At 56.1% G+C, this 1,080-nt stretch carries 1 protein-coding gene; it reads left to right on the forward strand.

Translation table 11 applies throughout. The annotated features are described in order from the left end of the window. On the forward strand, positions 1–1,080 hold a 1,080-nt coding region (gene tuf / locus M5B44_RS28765; protein WP_248741303.1), incomplete at its 5' end, for an elongation factor Tu.

Below are 1,080 nucleotides of genomic sequence, written 5' to 3' on the forward strand. Positions count from 1 at the left end.
GTTTTCGGTTCGGCCGTAGTTGAATTCGACAAGATCGACAGCGCTCCAGAAGAAAAAGCTCGCGGTATCACCATCAACACCGCGCACGTTGAGTACAACTCGAACATTCGTCACTACGCTCACGTTGACTGCCCAGGTCACGCTGACTACGTGAAGAACATGATCACCGGTGCTGCCCAGATGGACGGCGCGATCCTGGTTTGCTCGGCTGCCGATGGTCCGATGCCACAAACTCGTGAGCACATCCTGCTGTCCCGTCAGGTAGGCGTTCCGTACATCGTGGTTTTCCTGAACAAGGCTGACCTGGTAGACGACGCAGAGCTGCTGGAACTGGTTGAGATGGAAGTTCGCGACCTGCTGTCCACCTACGACTTCCCGGGCGACGACACTCCGATCATCATCGGTTCGGCTCGTATGGCTCTGGAAGGCAAAGACGACAACGAAATGGGCACCACCGCTGTCAAGAAGCTGGTGGAAACTCTGGACAGCTACATCCCAGAGCCGGAGCGTGCTATCGACAAGCCATTCCTGATGCCAATCGAAGACGTGTTCTCGATCTCGGGTCGTGGCACCGTGGTAACTGGTCGTATCGAGCGTGGTATCGTCCGCGTTCAGGACGCCCTGGAAATCGTTGGTCTGCGTGACACCACCACCACCACCTGCACCGGTGTTGAGATGTTCCGCAAGCTGCTGGACGAAGGTCGTGCTGGCGAGAACTGCGGCGTTCTGCTGCGTGGCACCAAGCGTGACGACGTTGAGCGTGGTCAGGTTCTGGTTAAGCCGGGTTCGGTTAAGCCGCACACCAAGTTCACCGCAGAAGTTTACGTTCTGAGCAAGGAAGAAGGCGGTCGTCACACTCCGTTCTTCAAAGGCTACCGTCCACAGTTCTACTTCCGTACTACTGACGTGACTGGTAACTGCGAGCTGCCAGAAGGCGTTGAAATGGTAATGCCAGGTGACAACATTCAGATGACTGTTACCCTGATCAAAACCATCGCGATGGAAGACGGTCTGCGTTTCGCTATCCGTGAAGGCGGTCGTACCGTCGGCGCTGGCGTCGTAGCCAAAATCATCGAGTAA

The sequence above is a fragment of the Pseudomonas sp. MWU12-2029 genome, from assembly GCF_023242425.1.
Lineage (GTDB): Bacteria > Pseudomonadota > Gammaproteobacteria > Pseudomonadales > Pseudomonadaceae > Aquipseudomonas > Aquipseudomonas kribbensis.